General features: G+C 43.9%; 13 protein-coding genes. 1 reads left to right on the top strand and 12 read right to left on the bottom strand.

Annotated elements, in window-relative coordinates; translation table 11 throughout:
• Positions 1 to 18: 18 nt before the first annotated feature.
• From mcrA to mcrB, 5 genes are read right to left on the bottom strand one after another with little or no spacing between them, the layout of a single operon-like run.
• Positions 19 to 1,737 carry a coenzyme-B sulfoethylthiotransferase subunit alpha gene (gene mcrA / locus PWQ49_RS05555; RefSeq protein ID WP_300608832.1) on the bottom strand — a complete coding sequence of 573 codons (1,719 nt, stop codon included), beginning with the start codon at positions 1,735 to 1,737 and terminating at the stop codon, positions 19 to 21.
• 10 nt (positions 1,738 to 1,747) lie between these two features.
• A complete protein-coding gene (gene mcrG, locus PWQ49_RS05550) occupies positions 1,748 to 2,494 on the bottom strand; it encodes a coenzyme-B sulfoethylthiotransferase subunit gamma (RefSeq protein WP_300608830.1) in 747 nt (248 codons plus the stop codon).
• Positions 2,495 to 2,497: 3 nt separating this feature from the next.
• The gene (mcrC, locus tag PWQ49_RS05545) at positions 2,498 to 3,115 is read right to left on the bottom strand and encodes a methyl-coenzyme M reductase I operon protein C (protein WP_300608828.1); all 618 of its coding nucleotides are present in this window, start codon (positions 3,113 to 3,115) and stop codon (positions 2,498 to 2,500) included.
• Between the two features lie 5 nt (positions 3,116 to 3,120).
• Complete coding sequence (mcrD, locus tag PWQ49_RS05540; RefSeq protein WP_300608826.1) at positions 3,121 to 3,618, bottom strand: methyl-coenzyme M reductase operon protein D; 498 nt, start codon at positions 3,616 to 3,618, stop codon at positions 3,121 to 3,123.
• Between the two features lie 29 nt (positions 3,619 to 3,647).
• Entirely contained in the window at positions 3,648 to 4,952 is a 1,305-nt protein-coding gene (mcrB, locus tag PWQ49_RS05535) for a coenzyme-B sulfoethylthiotransferase subunit beta (RefSeq protein ID WP_300608824.1), read from the bottom strand.
• A gap of 289 nt (positions 4,953 to 5,241) precedes the next feature.
• Between mcrB and mmp10 the strand changes: the two genes are divergently transcribed.
• Positions 5,242 to 6,483, top strand: a complete 1,242-nt coding sequence (gene mmp10, locus PWQ49_RS05530; protein ID WP_300608822.1) for a methyl coenzyme M reductase-arginine methyltransferase Mmp10 — start codon at positions 5,242 to 5,244, stop codon at positions 6,481 to 6,483.
• On the opposite strand, the gene PWQ49_RS05525 is transcribed toward mmp10, so the two are convergent.
• The 7 genes from PWQ49_RS05525 to argC form a co-directional block, all read right to left on the bottom strand.
• Positions 6,476 to 9,895, bottom strand: coding sequence for a DNA polymerase II large subunit (locus PWQ49_RS05525; RefSeq protein ID WP_300608820.1), 3,420 nt, complete (start codon positions 9,893 to 9,895; stop codon positions 6,476 to 6,478). The genes mmp10 and PWQ49_RS05525 overlap by 8 nt on opposite strands.
• 229 nt (positions 9,896 to 10,124) lie before the next feature.
• Positions 10,125 to 11,549, bottom strand: a complete 1,425-nt coding sequence (locus PWQ49_RS05520) for an ATP-binding protein (RefSeq protein WP_300608818.1) — start codon at positions 11,547 to 11,549, stop codon at positions 10,125 to 10,127.
• Positions 11,550 to 12,016: 467 nt separating this feature from the next.
• Positions 12,017 to 13,342, bottom strand: a complete 1,326-nt coding sequence (locus PWQ49_RS05515; RefSeq protein ID WP_300608816.1) for an ADP-dependent glucokinase/phosphofructokinase — start codon at positions 13,340 to 13,342, stop codon at positions 12,017 to 12,019.
• Between the two features lie 15 nt (positions 13,343 to 13,357).
• Entirely contained in the window at positions 13,358 to 14,815 is a 1,458-nt protein-coding gene (gene pfkC, locus PWQ49_RS05510) for an ADP-specific phosphofructokinase (protein ID WP_300608814.1), read from the bottom strand.
• A 23-nt stretch (positions 14,816 to 14,838) separates the two neighbouring features.
• On the bottom strand, positions 14,839 to 16,020 hold the full coding sequence (gene argJ / locus PWQ49_RS05505) for a bifunctional ornithine acetyltransferase/N-acetylglutamate synthase (protein ID WP_300608812.1): 1,182 nt from the start codon (positions 16,018 to 16,020) through the stop codon (positions 14,839 to 14,841).
• Positions 16,021 to 16,033: 13 nt separating this feature from the next.
• On the bottom strand, positions 16,034 to 16,498 hold the full coding sequence (locus PWQ49_RS05500) for a CBS domain-containing protein (protein WP_300608810.1): 465 nt from the start codon (positions 16,496 to 16,498) through the stop codon (positions 16,034 to 16,036).
• A gap of 15 nt (positions 16,499 to 16,513) precedes the next feature.
• A partial coding sequence (argC, locus tag PWQ49_RS05495; RefSeq protein ID WP_300608808.1) for an N-acetyl-gamma-glutamyl-phosphate reductase occupies positions 16,514 to 17,188 on the bottom strand: 675 nt, incomplete at its 5' end.

The following is a 17,188-nucleotide window of genomic DNA, read 5'->3' as shown; positions in this document are numbered from 1 at the left end:
TGGTATATATTTTCAGATTTACTTTGCCGGAATGATGAGCGACCTTTCTCCAGCGGGCTCGAACTCGCGGAGAGCACCTCTTCCGAACTCCTTCCTTGGAGCTGTGAAGTCGAAAGGCAGCAAGTCATCTGCGAAACAGATCTTGATCAGTGGGTTGAGTGCAAATGCATCTCCACGACCTGCGTGTGCAGCAGCTGCGATTGCAGCATAACCACCCTGATGACCTACATTCATGGCGTAGTTGGGATAGTTTGGACCACGGAGTTCATGAGGCAGACCTTCGTCTCCCTGATAGGAGAAAGTGTTGGTTGCACCACATTGATCCTGCAGATCGTATCCGAAGAAACCAAGGCGACCGTGTCCTTCCTTGTGCAGATACATACAGAGGTACCATGCTGAGAGACCTGCATTGGCGTTTCCGGTTGCAAGGGATGTTGCACTTCCTGCTGCTGCGGACAATACGGTTGCTCTCTGGGAACCACCGAAATGGTCTTCCAGTGCAACTGGATATTTCTCGTAGTTCTCGAGACCATATAGTGTGGATTCTGTTGCGATGTCCTTGACTACTTCAAGGCTTGGTTTGACCTTGTTGTCAGTACCCTTGTTGGCTGCACCGTCATACTTGTCGTTGATGTAGTCAACGTCATAGTAGAGGTTGTCATCCAGAATGTTGTTGGTATATGCAGCGGTTGCATACTGTGTGAATCCTACACCACCAGACATGTAGGAACCTAGCCAGATCTGGTCATAAAGCATACAGCCTGCACCAACTACTTCAAGGGTTACGTGTGCAGGGTCATCCGGATCTACACGGCTTGTCTGGACAATATCAGCCATGTTACCGAAGGTAATTCCTCCGGGCTCATTTGGTGCACGAGCACGTCTTGCTGGGAGCATGTCACCCATGTTAACAACAGCAGCATGCTTTGCAGCAAATGAAAGGTCTGCTACAGCCGCTTCTCCAGCACACATTCCATATGCTGAAATGTAAGACATACCAACCTGCATTGCAATCCATCTGCTGGTCTGACCACCATCAGTTGTCCTGGTTACGATAGTAGGGATGTGAGCTGCCTGCCATGTTGTCTTACCGATTGCGGCTTTGAGCTGTTCTGCCTGATCTTCTGGGAATTCCTTGTTGATGTCAATGAGGAACTGGTCATCAATTTCATCAGCAAGTTCATCGTCACCTGTAAAGATCTTTACATAACAGTCATCCACGAGTGCTGGATGGGTCTCCACCATGTGCTCCTGAACGACCGCACCGCCTGGAAGGGCGTGGTTGAGGGTCTCAAGATAGTGGTTAATGGTCTCAGGGGTAACTTCAATACCGAGCCTCTTCTCAAGAGTCTCGTGAGCCATGTCCATACCTACAATACAGGTTCTGCGGATATCATCCCACATCTGCTGCATTGCAGCGTTGTTGACATAATGCAGGTCATCAATTTCGACCATCATGTCAGTACCCGAAATGAATGACGGGGTAAGTGCCCTCTGACCCAGTGGAATACCACCACAGTGCATCATTGGGTTGTATCCGACAAGACCTCTCTTCTTTGCAATTTCCTGACCGGCTTTCTTCATTTCAAGTTTTCTTGGGTTCTGGTCAACACCAAGACGGTGGTACTTGATCCTCATATCGGTGATTTTTCCGCCTTCCATCTTGTTGGTGCCATGTTCCTTTGTGAATTTAATTTCCAAGTGTTTCTGGAACAGTTTCTTTCTATCATCTGCCATTTATATCACCTCATAGGGGCTGGAATCCATATTTGGTTCTCTGCTCAAATACCCTGTGAACCCATTCGATAACTTCGGAGTCACTTCTGTAGGGGACATTGTCCACACGATAGATGGTAGTCCTCTTTGCAGCTTCTTCCTCGGACATTGGTTTGCCCATGTTTACCTTCTTGTCAATTGGCCTTCCAACCTGGTCTTTCACGGCTACAATATATCCGTTTTCAAGGACAGTTCTTTCAAGCATGTCAAACATAACACCATCTTCCTGAAGACGGAGTGAGTGACCGTGCACGGTTGCGCCACGAAGGCTTGAAAGTGCTGGGCAGGTCATTTCTGTCTCAATCTGGAATTTTGCAAGTTCTTCCATGTCCCTTTCACGGGCTTCAACTACCTGACGACCGGAAAGTGTACCTGGATCTACGCCTCTGAAGTTGATTGAAGCGTTGTATGACCTGAAGTATGGGGTAGCAGGTGCGTTGTACATTGAGTCGACAAACTGCACGTACCTAATTCTGTCACCAGCTTTTGCGCCTGGTGTGGGTTCTACAATTTCACGGATTGAGCACTCTGGTTCACCCATTTCTGCAAGTGGTGGGTGAGTGCTTGGATAGTCAGTACCTGGTGCACGGTGTCCAAGAACGGTTGTTAAGTCGTCGTCAGAGATCTCCCTGAGTTTCTCAACATCCCCGGACATGTGCTTCCTTCTGTTTTCTGCAACAGATGTTGCGCCTGGGTAGAATTGTGGTTCATATGCCATAATTTACACTCCTCTATGATTGATTGATTTCATGGTGGAATTTACTGCTTTGACTAATTCGTTCAACTTGTCCCTAGGACAGGTTTCACCTCTTGTCACGCCAGTTACAATTTCCATCACTTTTCCCTTTGTCTGGATGTTATTTTCTACTGGTTTCACCAGTCTTGTTTTAATACCGATTTTTGCAAAATCCTCATAATCGACCATCGTCTGTGTTACGATTATTGCGGGGATATCTGCATATTTCAGTATTTCCCTCACTTTCTTTACAACATGATCCTTGATATTTCCCGTGTGAATAACGGCTAATTTGTGCCTGTTAATCTGCTCTACTTCATCCGGATTGATTCCAAAAGATCCTGATCTCATTTTTGCATCCGGTTCCCCGGAGCCACTATTGAGAACAAGTACACTCACCTGAATGCCTTCTTTACGCATTCCATAAGTGAGTTCACATACTGGCTTGGTAATGTGTCTTCTGCCGGGACTCATAGCGACTGCAACAACATCAGCATGACCAGCCTCTGAAAGAGTACCGCGCTGTGCAAGCCCCCCTCCATGGCCAAGCCCCATACCGTGTCGGCAATCAACTACTTGTGTTTCCCGATCAAAAGTTACCATTATACTTACGCCTCGTTTTCTTCGGAATTCAGTATAGTAATTTGTTTATCCGGTTTGCTTTTAGGATCATAAAGACCAAGAAACTTCGGATCAGCTCCAGGCCCTCTTTTTGCATAGTCTGAAATAGTTTGTTTCTTTGGGATGAAAAGCCCCTCCCGGATTTCAAATCCAAAGGGAAGTACTCGCTCACATACTTCCCGGAGTTTTATTTTCACATCTTCATGTTCTATTTCCAGACGTATTCTGCCCACCATTATTGACAATTCAATATCCACATCCCCTACTTTCACATGTTCTCTTGAACCGTGATTAACCACACTTCCTTTAGCAGGTCCGTAGGGAACTTCGGTTGGCAAGCGAGGGCCCTGTATAAAAGCCCTTATGATCCCGTCAATTTTGCTGATTTCATTCAGCAATTCTTTAGCAGTGGCAGGCCTAACTAACCTACTGGGGAATATTTCTATCTGAAAAGGATTTCCGTTGTCTGAAGAACTGTTTGTCATTGTGAAACCTTTAACATCCTGTGACAATCTTAGAGAGTTTCTGCGATCGAGTCAATGGGCTCCCTGAACTCCTTGATGGATCCAAATACATCACCGATAAGCGCTGATGTTTTTTCGATGCTGAACATCTGGGTACCTGCGTCAAGAGCAACTGCAGCGGATACACATGGAATTGCAAATCCTCTGGAGTGTCTGGTTACGACGTGGTTACCGTTGAATATACCGGGTCCACCGCCACCATAAATTGAGTGGCTGAAGAAGGAGAAACCGACTGCTGTACCCTGAGCTCTACCCATGTCACAGCCTGGTAATCCAGTTTCCTTCTCAATGATATCGTTGAAGTACAGAATTGTAGATGAAACGTTCTGAGCTGCCCTTCCAGCACCACAGTTTACCATGGTTGCTGCGAGGAGACCAGCAGCTGCATATGCATTCCAGGCGGACACGTCGTTTGCTTTGTAGAACTTGTATCCTGAAGGGGCAGTTGTGTCGACACTGATTATGCCATCTTCAATTGCCCTGCCAACGGTTGACTGGACCACAGTACCAATAGTACCGTCTTTACCGTTTTCTTTCACTAGATCGTATACAATATTATTTGCGTTAAGACCCTGATATGCAAATCCGAGAAGCTGATGTCTCTCGAATGGACCTACTGCGTTACCCATCTCAAACATTCCTGTCTGTTCATAGACTGAAGAGAGAGCTGCAGCGTTCATTGCTTTGCGGTGTGTGATTGCTGCAATGTGGTTGGTCATAATGTTCCTCAGGGAGTATCCCAGACCTTCGTTGTTCTGTGGGATGTTGAGAATAGATGCAACATTACCGCCTTTCATATCCATAGTCTGTGGGTAATTACCCCATACGGCACCCTTTACGATTGGTGCATCGAACATGTCAACGTTGTACATGTCAATAATGGTCTGGACAACAGCAGCTGCACTGACTGTAAGAGAGGCAGCATAATCTGCACCTGCGCTTATTCTTGCGGTTGGGAGCTGTACAAGCAACTGTTTTCCGCCACTAAGGGTCTCTACAACGGTGTCATCTCCATCTTCGACCATAACGAGTTCATTAACTTTGTCGGCAATTGCACCTGCATCATCGACAATACTGAAGTTCATTCCGCGACCTCTAATCTGAGCCGCTTTGGGACCCATTTTACCGGTTGCAAGTGCCTTTTCAATTCCAGCGAGGTTGACAGCCACCGTTCTCTTGGTGTCGGTAATAATACGTTTGATGGCTGCGTTCCTTGTTGGCGCAAGGTCTGCAATATCAACGCCGCTTTCTAACAGTTTTCCTTTGTCACTGTAGATGTCTACTTTATCAGACACGTATTTTCCTCCTTTAGTTGTTAGCAAGAAAATCCCCATTTGGAAGTCAACTACGCTTGAGCGAGGACGATCTGACGACACAATCCAAGAGTAGATTGATTTCCAGTCGGTTTTCTTGAAGATGATTCATTTCAGCAATGTCTTCTTTTAGGTTTAAAGCTTTTGGATTAGCTAGGAGTAAAGAGTCAAAATCCCTGGTTATTCGTCATTCTTTTTGTTTATTTGACATGATATCTGGAGGAACTGACCACAATAGTTTAGTAGTACCTTTTTCTACATTTTCCCCATCATGGAGATTATCGCAGATGTTGGCGGCAGCCCGGGAATAGATTGTAACGGCTTTTGTTCATATTGCTACTTTCGCAAAGTTAAGGATGTGCCTCCCTTTGGATGTAAACATTGTTTCCCCTTTTCAAAGGGATGCGATTACTGTACAAGAAGCATTAAAGAATCCTACCCGGGGTTTAAACCCGCTCAGGTTGTCATGAGGGAAGTATCGCAGTCTCTCCATTTCTCCAACGCTAATATAGAAAATGTAGAAAAATTCACAATCAGTGGTGGTGGAGATATTAGTTGCTACGAAGAACTGCCTGACCTTGTATATTTCCTGTCCCAGTTTGGGCGCCCCATACATCTAGGATACACCAGTGGTAAAGGTTTCACTTCTGTAGAAGAAGCGGATTTTTATATAGAAGCAGGTGTCACTGAAGTTTCTTTTAGTGTTTTTGCCACAGATCCGGAGCTCAGGCGCAAATATATGAATGACCCACAGCCACAGGTATCCCTTGAATCCTTGAAGCGATTCTGTGAATCATGTGACGTATATGCTGCAATTGTTGTGATTCCTGGGGTAAATGATGCGGATATACTTGACCAAACTCTACAGGATCTTGAAGAGATGGGCGCAAAAGGCGCCATTCTTATGCGATTTGCGAATTCCTTCAAAGAAGGTCTAATACTTGCCAATGCTCCGATTCTTGAAGGCATAAAAACACACAGCATTGAAGAATTTACTTCTGTTGTACGAAAGAAGGCTGCGAAGTATGATATAAGGATAACAGGCACTCCTCTTGAAGATCCTCTGATCAGTTGTCCCTTTGCTATCAGAAACGAGCCTGATTACCTTGCAAAGCTCCCGAAAATCACAAAAAAGGCTACCGTAATTACCAGTCTGGCTGCATATTCCCGCCTTCAGGAGATTTTTGACAAACTTGGTAGTCATGTAAGAGTTGTGCCGGTGGAAAAGGATATAGGGTGCCTGATTACAATTGAGGATTTCAGAAATCTCAATCTTTCAAATCTGGAAGAAACTATTATTATACCAGGGCGCACCCTGGCCCATGACAATGAGATCAAGGAAACCCTGTGCATGGATGGTGTTGATCGCCTTATTCGTCGTGGCCCAGACCAGCTTACATATGACGGTGAAATGTCAATAGGTTTAACAAAAGAAGTTGTGTTAGATTTTGAGGTTGAGCAATTTACCGAACTTATACAGCAAATCAATGCCGTAGGAATGTCATTTACATAAAGTCTGCAAGCCCCATCTGTTTAGAATGATCGTTGCTGAAAAGTGACTCGATATCCTTTCCGACCAATTCTATTCTCTGCCGGGTATAAGGCGAGACATTATATTTCTTGGCAACCCTCTTTGAAACTTCAAGGTATTTCTTCACCGCCCCTTCATGAACCGTGAGAATCACCCTGCCTCCGCAGAAGGGGCAGGTTCCGGTAAGAGGAGGTCTGCGGAATTTGCCTCCACATTTGACACAGCGTGTCCCCTGCTTTGAAAATGCTCTAAGGTTGCCGAACATGTCCGGCAGGAAGTGGGATACAAGTACCCTTTCCGCCACATCAGCCACATCAACTGCACGAATACGACTTCCAAGGGACAATTGTGCATCCATTTTTTCAACCATGCTTCCAAGTGTCTTGTAAGCACTTTTTGTTGGCCCTGCAGCAATATCTGTTGCATCGTGAGTAAACATGAAGTTGTCATACTGTTCCGGCGTTCCCAGTCGGTTTCCGACAAGATCCATAATCCCTTCAAGCTCTTTGGGGTTTGTGAATTCCAGAGTAGCCTCATAGAATTCTAGGGGATAAGATGCACAGACATCAATATTGTGCGCTTCCTTGTCCACTTCTTTGGGATCGATTCTGCTGGTAAGGACAAGAGGAGCATCCATCTGCCCTCCGCGTTTGTCAGGCAGGTATTCACGTGAAAAGTTCAGCAACCCGTCCATAAGCAGCATGACACAATCTTCATCACCATCACAGTTGCGCCTCTTTGCAGCATGGAAAAACGGATGTGCATATCCTACAGAAGCCTTTGTAAACCCTACAAGTCTTCCCAGAACACCTGCTGAAGTATGTGGTGCAAGCCCAATCAGTAAAACCCCTACAATGTCATCGAGGGTTTTCGCATTGTAGTAAGGTTTCTGATGGTAATATTTGACAAGCAGATCATCAATGTACTGGGTAGTCCTTAGTATATATTCACCTGCATCGTAGGATATAACAAGATCCTGCACCCTGAGGCAGACAACCTGATCATCTTTTTCAAGAGGCTTTCCATGAATATCTTCTGTGTACCCCAGTTCCTGTAATTTCCTCACCGAAATGCCCAATTCTGATGCCCGTATATGTGTGAGGGGAATATCCGACATATCATACCTTACGGTTCCGTCTTTGAATGTAAACAAATCATGTTTGGCACGCAATATTCCTTTTTCAAGAGGCTCAGGACTCATGTGCTTTGACATCATTCTTTTGACGCCTTTGAAAACATCAAGATTGTCCCTTTCACCAAGCCTTTCAAAGGCTCTTTTATATATCTGGCGGAAATCAATATACCTCATTGTAGTGCAGGTTGTCGTAGCTTTGCATTTTGGGCAAACATCCTTGTTTATTGAAAGGCCACATCTGGGACAGAATAGCTTCGGAACGGTGTGTGTTCCGCATTCACATCTGAATTCATGGGTTTCCATACCGCATGATGGGCATATTCGGTTTCCAATTTCTACCTTGATATTACCGATTTTACCGGTTGCCACTTCTTTATAATCAACAGCATTCGTTAGTTTTCTTGTGTTTCCACCTGCCTCTCCAATGGGGAAAAGCACATGTGGTGCAGGTGACATTTTACGGCGGTTTGCTTTTTCGGGTCTTCCCATTCTTGCACCAATTCGAGTTGGAGCTCTTGCACGTACCGTCCATCCGGATAATTTATTAACTGCATCAAGAACGTTCTTATCTTCAATACATTCCCATTTTTTCTTCAGATTCTCCGCAAGCCCAAGACAGTGAATAAGAGGAAGTGGTTCGTTGATACAGATTCTGCCATCTTCAATTGTGTGTTGCACCAGTAATTTTTCCAGTATTGTTTTTACCGCTCCGTTACAACAGCTGCTGAGGGGTATGTACAGTGACTCCTTATTATCACTTATTTCGCCATATCCGGCAATACAATCTGCAAGCTGAATATATTCTTCCATTTCAATATCATGCCAAAGGTACGTGAAAGAAGGATGCAGGGGAATGCCATGATCCTGACACAATTCAATTGCTTTTCTCTGTGAAATAGTTGTAAGATCTTCTGCCGGCTTTTCACCCATGATTTTCTCGTATTCCTGTATCCACCATTCGTAACAGTAGGATGCAGGAACCAGAGGATGATTATTCTCAAGGAAATCCCCGTAATTGATCAGGATTTCACCGATGTCTATTATAGACTCGATTTGCGAGTGGAGTTCAATAGCCATTTCTTCGTCATCAATTCGAAGCACATCACCTGAAAACAGCCTTACTGTCGGACCTTCGATAGAATCAACAGGTGCCATTCCCGCAGCTTTCCCGGGTCTCTCGACTTTTAGCTGGGTTCCTGCAACAATAAAACTGTCTAATATTACCATTCCTGCCGGACTGATTCCGGCGGCTGCAAATGAAGTATTTCTTGAACGGCCGTATCGGAGCCTGAAACCACCCGGTCTGGAGGGATGGGAAAAAACAGGTCTGCCTGCAATCAGATCTCTCATGTACTTGTCTTTTGGCTTGATGCCCTTCGTTTCTTCTTTCCCCTCGTCATCTGAGGATGTGGTACTTGCCATGAATTTCTCAAGCCAGTTCCAGCCATCAATTCCAAGATTATTGACATGTTTCATTATTTTCGGGGCTTTAAGGGCAAGTCCTTCCGCAAGGACGAGTGCCATTCCACCTCTGAGCCGATTTGTGCCTACCCTATCAATATTCCTGTATCCTTCAACTTCTTCCTGCTCGGTGGGTTCCCCGTCAATACATATGGGGCAGTTTTCAACAATAAGCCTGATTTCTTCCTCGGAAGGCATGTACTGGAGTGTGGCAACCCTGCGGTACATGAGGATTTCTTCCACGTATCTCTCAACTTCTTCCTTGCGGGGCTTGTACCTGTCAATCCCCACACTTCTCCGGACATAATCCCCTACCAGCACGGAAAGGGCCTGAGCAGTTCCCCCTGCACTACGAATCGGGCCAGCATAATAGATTCTTATGAACTGGGTTCCATCATCATTATCGGATATCTCTACCCTGTCAATGCCTTCTATCGGAGCCGCAACGACTCCTTCAGTCAGCATTGCAACTGATGTACGGATAGCGCTTTCAATTGCCTGCTCCTTGGTATCGAAATTGCCGACTTCACCTTCAGCAATCGACCTTCCAAGCTCAAGTGCAGCTTCCTCTCTTGAAAGATTTACCTCAAGCTCACGAATCTTGTCGGCAACACCTTCAACGCCCATGAGGTTTTCCACCCTGTCAGCCAGATCCTTCGCAATGGGGATTTCTACAAATGGCTTTGGATCTCTCCCTACTGCACGGGCATTATTTGCAATTTCGATTTCTTTTTGCAGGGTCGATTCCAGTGTCTTAAAATAGTCTGTCATCGTTTTGCTGGCTACTATTTCACCCATCGTGGATTAATCTTATATCTTCCGGTATAATATGATTTTCCCGAAAAGAATCCCAAAATCAAATTGTTTACAATTCCAGATACTCAACTGAGCAACAGATGACAATGTTTATCACCAATTATTTTCCACGTAACTCTTTTGTTTTTCCATTGGAAAAGGGGAATAATCTACCTGGTCTTCATAACCTATTTTAATTTCTGAATTTTAAAAAGGGATTTAGTTACACACTTTAGACATACATTCCACTTTCTCCAGGCGGATATACAAGAGTACTTAAATCCTTCTTATATTTCTCAATGTTTTTGACCATATCCTCTGTGGTTATTTGGTCGATTATAATCTTGTTCACTGAATCCTTTGTTATTATATCAGGCATCTTGTTTCGAATCTTGACAATTTTATTGAAAACACACGAATTTACAACACCTTTTACATCCGCCCCACTTAGACCATTACTTAATTTTGCCAGTCTCCTGTAATCGATATCCTCTACTGCATTGCGTCCTTTGAGATGAATTTGATAAATCTCTTCAAGGGCATTTTCATCCGGCAACGGGATTTCAAGTTTAATATCGAATCTCCCGGGTCTCAAGAAAGCAGGATCAATATGGTTAAGCCGGTTTGTCGCCCCCATAATAATCAGACCCTTTGAACTGCGTATACCATCCATTTCCTGAAGCAGAAGGGATATAATTCTTACAGTTACTTCATGGGATGCATCCCTTTGTGGCATCAAGGCATCAATCTCATCAATGAAAATCACCGATGGAGTTCTGCTTTTTGCTTTTTCAAAAAGCTCCCTGAGATTCTTTTCAGATTCGCCATACCACTTTGAGAGAATGTCCGAACCGTTTATGGAATAAAAAATGGCATCAAGTTCTTTTGCAGAAGCCTTTGCAAGCATCGTCTTTCCAGTACCGGGAGGTCCATAAAGCAATATTCCATGAGGCAACTCTGCCCCATAGAGATCATATATTTCAGGATGCCGGATTCCAAGATCAATGAGGGAAAGCTGTTCTTTTGCTTCGTCGCAACCTCCAATGTCGCTGAAATCCACATCAAGGAACTCGCGTTCAATAATTTCAAAACGATTGTGTTCTCCTGTTGCCCCGGCTTTAGTTTCGGCTGCAAGTGATTGTGGCTTCAAATCCGGCTCCCGCATGGGCACCGGTCGAACAGCCAGATCCTGCTCTCCACCTCCAGCCTCGTAGCCGCAATTAATCAGTATTTCAAATATTTCAAGAAATCTCGGGATATGGGTCTTCATTTCCTCAGGATCAAGAACTGCTGTCGAAGATAATTTGAATTCACTTCCCTGGATGCTTATTATATACAGATCGTTGTCTTCAGGGTGATTCAAGCGCAAACTTCTTTGTGTGCTTTTAAGATTGTACCCATATTGTTTTACTTTACTTCTGAAAATATTAAGAACTTCTTTGATATCTGTTTCTTCATCATATATTATGGTGGCAGCAGTGTCGTAGAGATACTCATTGAATGAGTGCGGAGATATCAGGACTGAGGAAATTTCGTATATTTCATCTCGGGTATAGAGTGCTGAAAGCAGGGATACAACATTACCGTCGCTAACTGCCAGATGCATGGTGCTGTAATCCCGCTGGTTCAGGGATCCCCTATCTATCCTGAATGCCATATATGATCAATAAGCTGGTTATCTCAAATAGATTGCTATACAGGATGAATTATAACGATAAAATTGAGGCTTTGAGATTCTTCTCCATATTTTCTTTTTCTATTAAATCTCTGATTCAAGGGAGGTTCCGATTTCGAATCTGGAACAAAACACAATCATCCCCTTGTGTTTTTGGTTGCAAACAATCACATGGAACTTATTCTTATAAAAAACCTAATGGCTCAGTAGGATTTACAAATAGGATTTCTACAGAGCCAAAAAACAATAAAAAAGGCTGTTGCAGTCGATCCCGCATACGCTGTATTTCATGATCTTACTTTTTCCGAGCAATATTTGAGAGTCATGAGCATATATCAAAAATTAACCCACACATGTCACAATCATAAATTTGTTACCAGTTCCCTCGAAGAATTGAATGAAAATATCCACATATAATCGAAAAGCCCTGCATGGGTAAAAGATAACGTTTAACTATTCAATTCCAAAAACCGGAGGAAAGAAGCCGCCGAAAAAGTATCCCCGAGTCCCACTATTACCACTGGATTTTCAGCTATCAATGTGGGAATGGCACATACTGCATACGCATAATAAGTACCACGAATACCGGTAGATTCCTTTAGAGCATCGACAAGAGTACTTACTTCATGCAATTGCCCAATCCCATACTCGCTTCTTTTCATGGAATTGGAAACCAGTTCCACAAACTTACGAGATTCCAGTCTTCCGGTTGAAGCGAATGCTCCAGCTGCTCTTATCCCGAAATCGAGTGAATCAATGCAAGAGAGTATGTGCTTTTCATCCCTTAAAACAGACAAAACAATATCCCGGCTATGAACAATCAGGGACGAAAGATCTGCAGAAGCATCCATACACCTGCGTGCAGCTTCCAGAAGGGCTGCCATATTCATCTCCCTGATACCCGGTATAGGAGAATCGATTTTTGCCACTAGAGCCGCAAGTTCATCCTCGTTCATGCCAATACTGTCAACAACACCTGCCAGACGGGTAAACACATCAGCTTCTATCTCTACCGATACGAAATGCCCAAGTTCCGCATGAACAGGCATGGATTTGTTTGCCTTTTTCCAGCTTTCTATCTGTGATAGAACGGGTTTTAATTTGTCAATAAAAGATGAACCATCCTCATATGATGGCTGCAACATGTGAAAACCTGAAACTATCGCACCATCTATTTCCATGATGTGTTTATTTGAATAATCACAGAAAAATGGAGATATTTTTAACTCTGAATTCACATTGTCAAAAGTTGCAATGAACCTGTTTTCCCTCGGAATCTCTATATACCTTCCATTAAAGGATAAGCTATCGTCTTTCCTGAAATCAAATACGAAATGAATCGGTTCATTTTCGGGCTCATCTAAGGATTTACTACTTTCCGGGAAAAGAATAGATTTCTTCACAAAAAGATCCTTTTGTGTTTCCGACAGATAAACAATATTCGGAACAATAAGATCTGCTCCAAGAGCAGCAATCACGTTTGACATTATTCCCATGTTCCCGCCCATACGGATGCGAGATCTTGGAAGAAAACGTTTCTTCAGGAAATCCAGTACTTCCGGAGAGTGAATAAACCATTCTCCCCCCTGACCGCTCTCCATGAAAAAAATAAGCCCAGCAAGCAGATCTTCAAGTTCATAAATTACTCCGGGAGGATCCCGAATTTTCTGCTCTACCAGTTGGACGTCAGCCAATTCCAGTAATGCCTCCACCTCAGAACCGGAAATAGCATAAACCACATCAATATTGGCATTGTAACCGCAAAGGATTTTCATGATTTAACCTGAAGTTCACATTTTCGATAGCATGGCAACAAATGCACTTGCTGAAATAGCGTCGCCGATACCAACTGTTCCAATCGGATTCTCAACCACCTTTGTTGGATTTACTAGCACATTGTGATGAGGAGTAGAAATAAAACCATCCCGGAATTCATCCAGACTGCATACACCCTGTCTTACCAGATAGATACCAAGTTTTTCGATCTCATCCAGTCCTTTTTGTGAAACCGGAACATCAAGCCCATGTGCAATATCATTGAAATGCCTGATGAAACCCCTTTTGGCCTTTGAAGCAGCAACACATGCTGAGAAAAGGAGGCATTCAAGGTGATCTTCAGGCACTACAGGACAGTCGGTTGAGGCCACACAAATGTAGTAACCAAGGGAATGTATATGTATCCTCTCAAGTTCAAGCTCATGTAAAAGACGGACTGCTCCTTCATAAAGCGAAACAATGGCATTTTCACCTTTGCTTATAACCGAGTATGCAAGTTCCTCATGACCCAGAACATTCAGGGCATTCGCCACTTCCACAGTATCAAGCCCCAGTGAATGAACATGACTTTTTACTATATCGTTCAGGATTGCAGACCGAATTATCTTGTTTTGTATGGATGTGAACTCCACGTGTATCCTGACAGCAGGGTTACAATTTTTCAGGCTCTCAATCACATCAACCGAGTTACTGACATGATCTTTGTAAGTGGTTCCGTCCTCGTATTCTTCTTTTATCATCTGGTACCCTGAAAGAATTGCACCGTCTATCTGCCCGCAGAGATCCGTAAGATGGCTTTGAATTTCATCATTCATGTCAATGCGGATCCATGGAGGTCTGGATGAAATGATCAATCGATTCGCTCTTGGGACCACGAATTTATCCTCTCCGAATTTAACCTCAAGGCCTTTGGGAAACTCAATAATCCAGTTTACTTTGGATTTGTAATTGGGATTGTATGCTTTGGTCGGATGCACTAATTCAAAATTCCCATCATGGATAACCGGATGCACAAGGTTTTCAGATTCAACAAAATATTCTGCTTGTTCCCTTGAGAGCCATGGAATATAGACAATTACCTGTTTCAGATCCATGCTCGCAAGCAGGTTAGAAATAATACCTGCCTGGCCACCCATTCTTGCCTTGTCAAAAACAAGATTGTCGGTCAGCCACTCATGAATATCAGTGGAATATGTTGGGACCTCAGCAGCTTTGCCATCACGCATGGCAATCAAAAGACGCGCCAGAAAATCATAGGGTGTGTCTATCTGGCGAGGGTAGGAGTAAATTTTTTCCTGTACTTTCTCAAGATCCAGGTACTTTAACAGTCGTTCAATGTCTCCGGCACGAATATGTTTGATAGCATCTATATTACTGTTGTACGCAACAAAAACACCCTTGACATTGGAAATACTTGAATTGATGGAATCATATGCCTTTATGTATCGCTCTTCCCACTCATCTGCTTCCATTAAATCCAAAACCCCTTGAAATCTCAGGTAGTATATTCGGCATTAATCTTTATATAATCATATGTAAAGTCGCATCCCCATCCAGTTGCAGAATGAAATCCTACACCCAAGTCGACTGAAATAATGATGTCTTCAGATTCCATTATTTTTTCCAGTGAACTTAGCATTTCTTCGTCATCTATAACCTGACCCTGAATTACAAGGGGAACTTCGGTATTCCCATCAGAAAGTCTCAACGACATGTATTTTTCTTCCAGAACTGCACCTGAATATCCGGCTGCCGCTACAATACGCCCCCAATTGGGATCTCTCCCAAAGATAGCGGTTTTTACCAGAGGTGAACGAAGGATGCTCTTTGCTGCAAGGCGAGCATCTTCGTAGGTTGTCGCCCCTGTTACATTTACTTCAATAAAGTGGGTAGCACCTTCACCGTCACGGGCAATCATTTTTGCCAGTTCTTTCATTACATATTCAAGACCGATAAGGAACTCATCAAAAACAGGCTCTACAGATGAATCCCCGGTTGCAGTAAGAAGAACCATATCATTGGTACTGGTATCACCATCCACAACAACCATGTTAAAACTAACAGAATTCGTGCGTTTTAAGGCATCCTGGAGTTCATCTGCACCAAGAACCGCATCCGTATAAATAAAAGCAAGCATTGTACCCATGTTGGGTTCAATCATTCCTGCTCCTTTGGCAATTCCTCCAATGCGTATCCCGGAATCAAGCTCAATGGCAATTTCTTTCGGAAATGTATCTGTGGTCATTATGGAGCGGGCTGTCGCTGCAGAACCTTCGTAATCATCAGTAAGGTTATTTACTACTTCTCTGACATGATCTTTTATCCATTCCATGTCCATTTTCCTGCCGATTACTCCAGTAGATGCTACTGCCACATGTGCTTCGTCCACGCCAAGAGCTTCTGCAGCGAGAGATGCCATTGCCCTTGCATCCTCCTGTCCTTTCCTGCCGGTGAAAGCATTTGCATTCCCACTATTGACAATAGTGGCTGAAAGCCTGCTTTCTTTGTGCAATATATCGCGAGTAAAACGAACCGGTGCCGCAATGATACGGTTCTTGGTAAATACGCCAGCTGTAGGCCCTTCTGCTGCGATGACTGCAAGACCCATCTTACCGTCTTTTATACCTGTTGCACGAACGCCTCTTACGGCACAGATTCCACCATCTATTAATTTCATAATCCACCTTTAATCAGAGACTTCCCAACCCACGAATAATATCTCCACGAGTAACAATGCCCACCAATTTCCCATTTTCAAGTACAGGCAAGCGTGTAATTTTATGTCTGATCATCAAAGTAGAAGCGTCTTCAATTGAATTTTCCGGGGAAACGTAGTAGACGTCTTTTTTCATTATTTTTCGGACAGGCATTGCACCAACATCTGACAACATACGCTTGGTTTCCTCCCAGCTTATAAGTTCGCGTATAGGAACTTCAATTACTTCAAAGGGACTCGGTAGCCAGAGATCGCCGTGTTCCGGAATTTCCAGCAACTTCAAGAGATCAAGCTCTGAAATCATGCCAACTACTTTATCACCGTCTACAACCGGCATTCCACTGATATCATTATCCTTGAGCATCCGGGCAACCTTGCTCACTTCATCATCTGGCGAACAATAAATTACATCAGTATTCATCACATCTTTAATTTTCATCTATCTCACCTCAAATTATGGAGCAAGTCCTGCATTCCATATTCCAGCAGTTTCTTCAAAGCCACACATCAGATTCATGTTTTGAATCGCCTGACCTGAAGCACCTTTCACAAGATTGTCAATTACTGAAATAACTACTATGCGGTTGTTGTGCTCGTCAACTTCAAAACCTATATGACAGAAGTTTGAACCGCGCACACTTCCCAGAGATGGAATTCCGTCAACTACTCTCACAAAGGGACATTTCTCATAGAATTTCTCAAATATGTGTTTTACATCTTCAGCTGATAAAGACTGGTGGGTAAAGAGGTGGGCGGTTGTCAGGATACCCCTGATTGCAGGAACCACATGAGGGGTGAAGCTTATGTTTATTTCACCACCAAGGGCGGTTAATTCCTGATATACCTCTGCCCTGTGCCTGTGATTTGTTAGCTTGTATGGCTGCACGTTTTCAGCCATGTTAGGGTAATGCGAAACCTGAGTGGGTTTAATTCCCGCACCGGTTATACCTGATTTGGAATCAAATATTGCCATATCCAGCAAGCTTTCGGAAGCAAGAGGGGCAGCAGAGAGTATTGCTCCTGTGGGATAGCAACCGGGATTTGCTACCAAGTTCTCATTTTTCACTTCCGGGTGAAGCTCAGGAAGCCCGAACACCATTTCCCTCGGATCCCTGTGAGGAATACCGTA

This window comes from Methanohalophilus sp. (genome assembly GCF_030156785.1).
Classification (GTDB): domain Archaea; phylum Halobacteriota; class Methanosarcinia; order Methanosarcinales; family Methanosarcinaceae; genus Methanohalophilus.
Note: the sequence above shows the minus strand (reverse complement) of the source record. Positions and strands in the feature narration are given on the sequence as shown.